The sequence below is a fragment of the Streptomyces jumonjinensis genome (assembly GCF_009600885.1).
In the GTDB taxonomy this organism is placed as follows: domain Bacteria; phylum Actinomycetota; class Actinomycetes; order Streptomycetales; family Streptomycetaceae; genus Streptomyces; species Streptomyces jumonjinensis.
In genome coordinates this window covers 2,454-11,216 of record NZ_VCLA01000206.1, presented here as the reverse complement: position 1 = coordinate 11,216, position 8,763 = coordinate 2,454, and the positions used below count along the sequence as shown (strand labels likewise).

The following is an 8,763-nucleotide window of genomic DNA, read 5'->3' as shown; positions in this document are numbered from 1 at the left end:
ACCAGCGCCCCCGCTCCCTGCGGTACGGCCACCAGCGGCCGTCATCGCCGACCCGTAGCTGCGCCTCTGCGCCCACCACCGTCCAGCGTCCCTTCCCCGCGGCCCTCAGCCGGGGCCGGTCGGACTCATCCCAGGCCGCCGCCAGCGCCGCTGCCGCCCGGTCGAGCGTCTCCGGCGAGGGTGCCGGCTCCCCCTCCAGCACGGCCAGCGCCGCCGGACCCCCGGCGTGCCATGCCCGTACCGCCGACTCCAGCTCCGCGCGCTGTCTGCCGGTGCCCGCGGCGAGCCGCCCGGTGATCACCGGGCCGGGCACCGACGCCGCGATCCGCACCGCGTCCTGATCGAACGTCAGTCCGATCTCGGACGGCTGTGGCTCGTACCCGGGCGCGAGCGCCTCCGCCAGCAGACGGTGCGCCCGGGCGGCGGCGTCCGCGGCCAGGAACTCCAGCGCGTCCGGGTCGATGCCGGGCGCGGGCGCGTCCTCGGTGTCCAGGGCCGGCGGCTGCCCCGGCTCCCCGGGCAGCGGCGGGGGAGCGGGCAGCGCCGGGAGACGCCTCCCGGCCGCGAACGCCTCGTCGGCCCGGACCCCCGCCGTCCTCCCGCCGTCGTCAGCCGTCACACCGGCGGTGGCCTCCGCCGCCCGCGCCACGCTGCGCCGCTGGAGCTCGTCCAGCAGCCGGCGCTCCCCGCGCCCCCGCATCAGCAGCAGCACAAACGGATCCCGGTCCAGCAGTCGCGCCACCTCGTAGCAGAGTGCCGCCGTATGCGGGCAGAGATCCCAGGCCCCGCAGCCGCACTCGGGCTCCAGATCACCGATCCCTGGCAGCAGTTCGACCCCGGCGGTCGCCGCGTCCTCGACCAGATGCGGCGGCATCTCCCGGTCCAGCAGCGCCGCGATATGCCCCGCCCGGTCGACCGCCATCTCCGTGAACCGGTTCCATGCCGTGTCGGTGAGCTCCGTGAGCAGCACATCGCAGCGCTGCCCGGTGCCGTCCCCGTCCCGTACCACCGCGGTGATCCGGCCCGGGCGCACCGACACCGCGCCGACCGCGCCCGCGCGCGCCTGCCCACGGCCCTTTCTGAGCTGCTCGCCGTCGAGCGCCGTGTCCTCCAGCGCCTTGATCCAGGTCCGGCCCCACCAGGTCCCCGCGAAACCCTGCCCGCGCACGGCGGGCGGCAGCGCGGGAAAGGTGCGTACCTGATCCTGCCCGCCCTCCGCCACGGGCTCGGCGCCGTGCTCGTCGTACTCGTCGTTCTCGTCGTCGTACCTGTGGTGCTCGTCGTGCTCCGGGTTTTCGTATCCGTCGTTCATCGTGTTCCGCCTCCCCCTCGCAGCTCCACCAGATCCGCCAGCTCGGCGTCGGTCAACTCGGTCAGCGCGGCTTCGCCGGAGCCGAGCACCGCGTCCGCCAGTTCGCGTTTGCGCGCCAGCATGTCCGCGATGCGGTCCTCGATGGTCCCCTCGGCGATCAGCCGGTGCACCTGGACCGGCCGGGTCTGCCCGATGCGGTAGGCGCGGTCCGTGGCCTGCGCCTCGACCGCCGGATTCCACCAGCGGTCGAAGTGCACCACATGCTCGGCCCGGGTCAGATTCAGACCGGTGCCCGCCGCCTTCAGCGACAGCAGAAAGACCGGCGCCTCGCCGTTCTGGAAACGGCCCACCATCGCCTCGCGCTCGGCGACCGGCGTACCGCCGTGGAGGAACTGCGTCGGTACGCCACGCTCCGCGAGATGCCGCTCCAGCAGCCGCGCCATCTGCACGTACTGCGTGAAGACCAGGACGTTCGCACCCTCGGCGAGAATGGTGTCCAGGAGCTCGTCCAGCAGCTCCAGCTTGCCCGAACGGTCCGCGATCCGTCCCTCCTCCTCCTTGAGGTACTGGGCGGGGTGGTTGCAGATCTGCTTGAGCGCGGTGAGCAGCTTCACCACCAGTCCGCGCCGCTCCATGCCGTCGGCCTCGGAGATCGCGGCCAGTGTCTCGCGTACCACCGCTTCATACAGCCCGGCCTGTTCAGCGGTGAGGAGGACGGTGCGGTCGGTCTCGGTCTTCGGCGGCAACTCGGGCGCGATCCCCGGGTCCGACTTGTGGCGGCGCAGCAGAAACGGCCGCACCAGAGACGCCAGCCGCTGGGCGGCGGCGGGATCGTCGCCGCTCTCCACCGCACGGGCGTACCGCCCGCGGAAGGAGCCGAGCCGGCCGAGCAGACCGGGGGTGGTCCAGTCGAGGATGGCCCACAGCTCGGACAGATTGTTCTCCACCGGGGTGCCGCTCAGAGCGACCCGCGCCTTCGCGCCGATGGTGCGCAACTGGCGGGCGGTCGCCGAATACGGATTCTTGACATGCTGCGCCTCATCGGCGACGACCATGCCCCACGCCACCCGGCCGAGCGGACCGGCGTCGAGACGCATCGTGCCGTACGTCGTGAGAACGAACTCCCCGTCCGCCAGGTTCCCGAGGTCCCGGGAGCTTCCGTGGTAGCGGCGCACCGGGGTGCCGGGAGCGAATCTCTCGATCTCCCGCTGCCAGTTGCCCATCAGCGAGGTCGGGCAGACGACGAGCGTGGGGCCGGCGGCCGACGCGTCGGTCTGCCGGTGCAGATGGAGGGCGATCAGCGTGATGGTCTTGCCGAGGCCCATGTCGTCGGCGAGAGCGCCGCCGAGACCGAGGGACGTCATCCGGTGCAGCCAGTTCAGACCGCGGAGCTGATAGTCGCGCAGGGTCGCCGCGAGCGCGGCCGGCTGGGAGATCTCCTGGGCTCCGCCCTCGGGGTCGGCCAGCCGGTCGCGCAGAGCCGCCAGCGCACCGGCGGCCTGGACCTCGACCCGGTCTCCGTCGATCTCGGCCGTTCCGGTCAGTATCGCGCCGAGCGCGTCCATGGGCGTCAGTTTGCGGTCCTGCCGTTCGCGGGCGCGGCGGGCCTCCTCGGGGTCGATGAGCACCCACTGGTCGCGCAGCCGGACCAGCGGCCGGTCCGCCTCGGCGAGCCGGTTCAGCTCCTCATGGGTCAGCCGCTGATCGCCCAGTGCGAACCGCCAGTCGAAGGAGAGCAGCGCGTCGGCCGAGAGGAAGGAGGGCAGCCCGGACTCGCCGTGGTCTCCGCCGCCGGTACCGCTGCCGCTGCCGTCGTCGCTGCCGTCGTCGGGCGGACCGATCACGGCGCGCGCGGTCAGCCGGTGTGCCGTCCCCTTCGGCCAGTGGATCCGGACGCCGCAGGCGGCGAGCGCCCCGGCCGCCTCGCCGAGCAGTTCGGTGATCTCCTCGTCGGCGAGGTCGAGCGTGTCCGGGACGGCGGCGTGCAGCAGCGGGGTCAGTGGCGCCCACGCGCGTGCCGCGCGCCGCAGGGCGAGCAGCGCGTCCATCCGGGCGCGCGGACCGAACACGCCGGTGTACCGGTCCGCGCCCGCCCACACCTCGGCGGCGTCCGCGACCACGGCCGGATCGCTGACGCTGTGCATCTGGAGAACGGCGCGGAGGGCCGGCCCTCTCCCGAACTCCCCGGCCCCTGAGTTCCCGGCCCCTGGCTCCCCGGCCCCGGACTCTCCGGCCCCTGCGGCCCCTGTGCCCCCGGTGCGGGCCTCGCTGATCCGCGAGTCCCCGGTGCCGGACTCCTCGCTCCGCGCGGATCCGCCCGGCCTGTCGGCCGTGAGCTCGATACGCAGGGAGAGGCGTACGCCCGCGTCATGGCCCGCCGCGATGTCCACGGCCCAGGCACGCCGTCCGGGCAGATGCTGCGGCTCCCGCGCGGCGAACCCCGGGCCGCCCGCGGCGATCGGCGCCGCGGGGGTACGGGGCAGCTCATCGGCCACCGCGTCGAGGAACGACCGCAGCAGCGGCTCCGGGTCCGGCAGCAGCGGCACGTCGGCCCGCGCGCCGTCAGGTGGTGTGTCCAGCGGTACGGCATGGGCCTCGGGCGGCATCGCCGCGGCCAGGGCGCGGATCCGCTCCAGATCGCCCGCGGTCAGCGGGCCGACGCGCCAGGAGTCGTGATCGGTGGCGGTGAGTCCGGGCAACAGCAGTCCACGGGCGGTGAGCTGGAGCGCCAGTACGGCCGCCGCACCCCAGAACGCGGCGGCCGGCGAGGCGTCCTCATCGGCGCGTGCCCCGGTCAGCACGGGCAGCGCGGCACGCACCGGAAGCAGCAGCGCGGGCACGGTGTGCAGCCGCAGATCGTCCTTGACCACGGTCACCGTTCCGGTCGCACCCGGAACGGTCGCACCGCGGGGATGCCAGAAGGCGAAACGTCCGGACCGGGCCGGATCACCCGGCAGGAACACCGCGGAGCAGCGGGCGAGGGAACCGGGAGAACCGAGAGAACCGAGAGAGAGGGGTCGGGACCCGGTGACGGAGGATTCCGACGATCCCGGTGATTCCGGTGAGGCGAAGGTCTCGGAGAGTTCGGAGAGTTCGGAGAGTTCGGGCGAGGGTGTTGCCACGGAGGGCCGGTGCACGGCTATGACGTATTCCTCAAACTTGACTAGGCCAGGGATGGGAGTCGCCGAGGGTACCCGATGCCGGGCTTCGTCGCCTCCCGCAGGCGTGTGATCAGCGTCATGTGCACCCACGCAGTGGGCCGGAGGGTGTAGCCAGCACCACCCTGTCACGCGGGTTGCCCCCCACCGGGCCGGGGTGGTGGCGTCATGGCCCCGCACCGGCGTCGTTCCCTACGTTTTCTCAGGTCAGCGCAGTCGCGTAGCTCAGCTCAGCGCCCATAGACCGGAGACCGTCATGCCTCAGGCCACCGCCACTCCCACGGACTCGCCCTCCGTGCCGGCCGTACCGGAAGCCGGTGCGCGCCGGGAGCCGCCCGGCTCCCGCACCCGGGGACCCACCCGCGGGCAGGGCGTTTCCGGTGGCTCCGGTGGCTCCGGCGGCTCCGGCAGTGAATTCGCCCCGCTGCTGCGGACGGTCAGGGAACAGGGCCTGCTGGAGCACCGCCCCGGCTGGTACGCACGGGGGATCACCGTCAATCTGCTCGCCATCGCCGCCGTGATCACCGGCATGGTCCTGACCGGCGGCTCCTGGTGGGTGCTGCTGCTCGCGCCCCCGCTGGCCCTCTTCTCCACCCGTACCGCGTTCTTCGGCCATGACGCCGGACACGCGCAGATCACGGCGGACCGCCGGCGCGGCCGGATCCTCCAGCTCGTCCACGCCAATCTGCTGCTCGGCATGAGCCAGGAGTGGTGGAACGACAAGCACAACCGGCACCACGCCAACCCCAATCACATAGAGAAGGATCCGGACGTCGCCGCCGACATCCTCGTCTTCACCCGGAAACAGGCCGTGGGCCGCGCCGGACTCCACGGCTGGCTCACCCGCCACCAGGCCTGGCTGTTCCTTCCGCTGACCACGCTGGAGGGCATCGCGCTCAAGATCTATGGATTCCGGGCGGTCTTCTCCCGGGACCTTCCGTCCCACGACGGCGGGCCGCGCCGGTCCACCCGGGCCCGCGCCGTCGAGGGCGGGCTGCTCATCGCGCATGTCACGGCCTACGTCACCCTGCTGCTCACCACGATGCCGCCGGTCCCGGCGGCGGTCTTCGCCCTGATCCACCAGATGCTGCTGGGGCTCCATCTGGGCATGGCCTTCGCGCCGAACCACAAGGGGATGGAGATGCCCGACGAGGAGACCGGAAAGGGCTGGGGGCATCTGCGGCGACAGGTGCTCACCTCGCGCAACATCCGCGGCGGCCCGGTCACCGACTGGTTCCTGGGCGGTCTCAACTACCAGATCGAGCACCATCTCTTCCCCAGCATGCCGCGCCCGCACCTCAGGCTCGCCCAGCCGCTGGTGCGCGCCCACTGCCGTGCGCTCTCCATCCCCTACGCCGAGACCGGGCTCATCGAGTCCTACCGGCAGGCGCTGACCCATATGCACGAGGTGGGCGAGCCGCTGCGGGCGGCCGGCGCACCGGCGGAGTAGCGGGCGCATAGTGGAACTGTGCGGAGTGCCCGCACGTTCCACCGGCAGGGACGGTCAGGGCCGCGCGAGGAGGCGTCGAGATGTCGACACGTACAAAGATCGTCATCGGGGGAGTGGTCGTCGGGCTGCTGCTGATGACGGTGATCCCGTTCTGGGCGGCGCTGCTGGTCGTCCTCGGTGTGCCAGCGGTGGCGTATCTGATGCTCGACCCCGGTCAGCGTCGCAGACTGCGCAGGGCGTCCCGCAAGGAGCTGGGCCGCTGACCCGAGGGGGGCTCGGGGAGCGGCGGCGGATCAGCTCCCCGCGGACACCTGGTAGCGCAGAAAGAGATCCACGGCCTGGTTGGTGTCGTCCGGCAGCAAGGGGGACGCCTCCGAGCGGAAGGCGACGAACTGCCCGTTTCCGCTGATCGCCGGGCGGTAGGAGTCCAGATCGCCCTGGGTGCCCCGAGGCGCCTTGCTCACCCGCTCGGTGGACGCGGACTGCCGGTCCCATACGAAGACGTCCAGGGCCGCGTTGGTGTCCGACGGCACCAGATTGGCCGCCGCGGAGTGGTAGGCGATCAGCCCGCCGTCCGAGCTGATGGCGGGCTCGAACGACCAGCCGTCGGTCTGGGTGCCGCCCTGCCCCCGGCTCACCTGTTCGGTCACCCCGGTCTGCCGGTCGCGGACATAGACGTCCCACTGGGTGTTGGCATCGCCGGGCGCGAGGCCCGCCTCGGCCACGAAGGCGACCTGGCGGCCGTCCGCGCTGATCGCGGGTGCGTGCGAGAACCCGGTGGACTGCACGCCGCCCGAGGTCAGGCTGACGCGTTCGGTGGTCCTGGTCTGCCGGTCGCGTACGAACACGTCCGTCTGCCGGTTGGTGTCGCCCGTCACCAGATTGGACGCCGAGCTCGCGAAGGCGACATGGCGGCCGTCGGCGCTGATGGCGACGGAGTGGGAGCAGTCATTGCTCTGCGCGCCGTTCCGGCCGACGCTGACGCGTTCGGTGGCGCCCGTCTGCCGGTCTCTGACGAAGATGTCCTGGCAGTAGTTGGTGTCGCCCGGCACCAGGTTGTCCGCCGTGGACTGGAAGGCGACCTGGCGGCCGTCCGCGCTGATGACCGGCTGGTCTGAGCTCATCGTGGTCTGAGCGCCGCCGGTGGACACACTCACCCGCTCGGTGGTCCTGGTCTGCCGGTCGCGTACGAACACGTCCGTCTGCCGATTGGTGTCCCCGGGAACCAGATTGGCGGCGTCGGACTGGAAGGCGATATAGCGGCCGTCCCCGCTGATGGACGGCCCCTGAGAGGTGTCGTCCCCCTGAACACCGCTGCTGGAGAGGCTGATGCGTTCGGTGATGCTGGTGAAGCGGTCCCGTACGAAGATGTCGTGCTTGTTGTTGGTGTCGCCGGAGACCAGTTGGGCGGTATGCGACTGGAAGGCGACATAGCGGCCGCTCGCGCTGACGGAGTGCGCTGCGCGGATCTCCTTGGGCAACTCGTCGAGCCGTGGCGTCTGCGCGCCGTCCGGGGCCACATTGAGCCGCTCCACCACCGTCGTCGGCGGTGGGGGGTCCTCGGCCGGGTCGTTGCCGGACCGGGGCTGGCGCTGGGCGAACCGGGTGCCGATCTGGTCGTAGCAGTCGGTGAGCTGCACGGGGACGCCGCTGATATGCGATCCCGCCGACACTCCCAGGCATTTGCGGGGCGTCCCGGCAGCGGCCTGGAGCCAGACATGGGTGGTCCGGTCCACCAGCCGGAAATCCGCCCCGGGCTGCCGGGCACAGCCGGCCTGCCGTGCCTGTGTGCCGGTGACGTTCGAGGTGTTCTCGATTTCCAGGCAGAGGCCGCTGTGAACATTCACGATATTGACCGTGCCGCCGCCCGCGGACGATTCGACGACCGTCCAGTTCATGCCGGGCCGGCCGGTGCAGTCCGTATGGACGATACGGGCGCCCGGGGAGACCGAGGAGTCCTCCGCCTCCAGGCACTTGCCGCTGTGGGTGGCGATGACGTTGACCGTCGTATCGGCCGCCGCGGCTGCCGGAGCCGTCCCCGTCAGGGAGAGCAGCAGCGGCAGCAGCAGAAGAAGAAGCGTCGGGGCGCCTGGACGTCGTGGGCGGTGTGCGCGGCGAGCCGGCATGGGGTCTCCGTGGTGACATGGGCGGGGTCGGCCGACGGCGCGCTGCTTCGGCGGACCTGGGGACGGTGAACGGACCTACGGGACGGTGACGGGATCTACGGGATCTACGGGACCTGTGGGACCTGTGGGACGGCGGCGCGACCTACGGGACCCGCGCGACCTACGGGACGGTGACGCGGGTGCGGACGAAGTAGTCGTCCGCGCCGTTGGTATCGCGTGGCACCAGATTGGCGGCGTAGGAGTGGAAGGCGATATAGCGGCCGTCCCCGCTGATCGAGGGATGGCCGGAATCCTGGTTGCCCTGGGCGCCGTTGACCGCTGTGCTCACCCGGGTGGTGACACCGGCCCGCCGGTCGCGTACGAAGACGTCCCCCGCGCTGTTGGTGTCGCCCGTCACCAGATTCGCGCCGAATGACGTGAAGACGACGAAGCGGCCGTTCCCGCTGATCCCGGGGGAGTGGGAACTCGGGGCGGTCTGGACGCCGCCGGAGTCCACGCTGACCCGCTCCGTGGTGCGGCTCTGCCGGTCGCGTACGAAGACGTCGTCCGTGCCGTTGGTGTCGCCCGTCACCATGTCGGCGGCCCGGGAGACGAAGGCGATCGTGCGGCCGTCGGTGCTGATCGAGGGGGCGGAGGAGTCCCCGGCGGCCTCGGCGCCGTCGCCTCGTACGCTGACCCGTTCGACGGCGCCGGCCTGGAGGTCGCGGACGAACACGT

Annotated in this window: 6 protein-coding genes; 2 read left to right on the top strand and 4 right to left on the bottom strand. The window is 72.0% G+C overall.

The window, feature by feature from the left end; genetic code table 11:
• Both FF041_RS37280 and FF041_RS37275 read right to left on the bottom strand, forming a co-directional pair.
• On the bottom strand, positions 1-1,312 hold a 1,312-nt coding region (locus FF041_RS37280; RefSeq protein WP_228388956.1), incomplete at its 3' end, for an SWIM zinc finger family protein.
• A complete protein-coding gene (locus FF041_RS37275; RefSeq protein WP_407698235.1) occupies positions 1,309-4,449 on the bottom strand; it encodes a DEAD/DEAH box helicase in 3,141 nt (1,046 codons plus the stop codon). The genes FF041_RS37275 and FF041_RS37280, both read right to left, overlap by 4 nt.
• A gap of 277 nt (positions 4,450-4,726) precedes the next feature.
• Between FF041_RS37275 and FF041_RS37270 the strand changes: the two genes are divergently transcribed.
• Both FF041_RS37270 and FF041_RS37265 read left to right on the top strand, forming a co-directional pair.
• Positions 4,727-5,920 carry a fatty acid desaturase family protein gene (locus FF041_RS37270; protein ID WP_153527225.1) on the top strand — a complete coding sequence of 398 codons (1,194 nt, stop codon included), beginning with the start codon at positions 4,727-4,729 and terminating at the stop codon, positions 5,918-5,920.
• 80 nt (positions 5,921-6,000) lie between these two features.
• Positions 6,001-6,183, top strand: a complete 183-nt coding sequence (locus tag FF041_RS37265; protein WP_153527223.1) for a hypothetical protein — start codon at positions 6,001-6,003, stop codon at positions 6,181-6,183.
• Positions 6,184-6,213: 30 nt separating this feature from the next.
• On the opposite strand, the gene FF041_RS37260 is transcribed toward FF041_RS37265, so the two are convergent.
• Both FF041_RS37260 and FF041_RS38640 read right to left on the bottom strand, forming a co-directional pair.
• Positions 6,214-8,046, bottom strand: coding sequence for an RICIN domain-containing protein (locus FF041_RS37260; RefSeq protein ID WP_153527221.1), 1,833 nt, complete (start codon positions 8,044-8,046; stop codon positions 6,214-6,216).
• Between the two features lie 160 nt (positions 8,047-8,206).
• The coding region (locus tag FF041_RS38640; RefSeq protein WP_194292368.1) for a TolB-like translocation protein at positions 8,207-8,763 on the bottom strand (557 nt) is incomplete at its 5' end.

Coding starts and splice junctions, on each gene's coding strand:
- FF041_RS37270 (WP_153527225.1), top strand. CDS start 4,727: ATGCCTCAGGCCACCGCCACTCCCACGGACTCGCCCTCCGTGCCGGCC.
- FF041_RS37265 (WP_153527223.1), top strand. CDS start 6,001: ATGTCGACACGTACAAAGATCGTCATCGGGGGAGTGGTCGTCGGGCTG.
- FF041_RS37260 (WP_153527221.1), bottom strand. CDS start 8,046: ATGCCGGCTCGCCGCGCACACCGCCCACGACGTCCAGGCGCCCCGACG.